General features: G+C 47.8%; 1 protein-coding gene. It reads right to left on the bottom strand.

The features are described 5' to 3' along the window. A partial coding sequence (locus tag A3761_RS14985) for a nicotinate-nucleotide diphosphorylase (protein ID WP_369808227.1) occupies positions 1-454 on the bottom strand: 454 nt, incomplete at both ends.

Genomic DNA, 454 nt, shown 5'->3' with positions numbered 1-454 from the left:
TTCATTGGTTATGCCGCCAGAAGCTTCAAGCTTGGCTTGGCCTTTATTTAGTTTTACGGCCTCGTTTAAAGTGCTGATAGGGAAATTGTCGAGCATGACGATATCAGCCTGAGCTTGTAAGGCTAGTTGCAACTCTTGTATAGATTCAACTTCAACTTCGATGGGCTTTCCGGGAGCTAGTTGCTGAGCTTTGTTAACTGCCTGTCCAATGCCGCCGCAGGCCATAATGTGATTTTCCTTGATTAGGAAGGCGTCATAAAGGCCAATGCGATGGTTGTGGCAGTCTCCGCAGGTAACGGCATGCTTTTGTGCTAGGCGCAGTCCAGGTAGGGTCTTACGAGTATCCAGAAGCTTTACTTGAGTGTGTGCAACCAGGTTTGCGTAGTGTTTAGCTGTCGTTGCAGTGCCAGAAAGTGTTTGCAGAAAATTAAGTGCGGCACGTTCTCCGGTTAGA

The organism is Oleiphilus sp. HI0123, assembly GCF_001635315.1.
The sequence above is the reverse complement of the archived record's forward strand: the minus strand, read 5'-3'. Positions and strand labels throughout refer to the sequence as shown.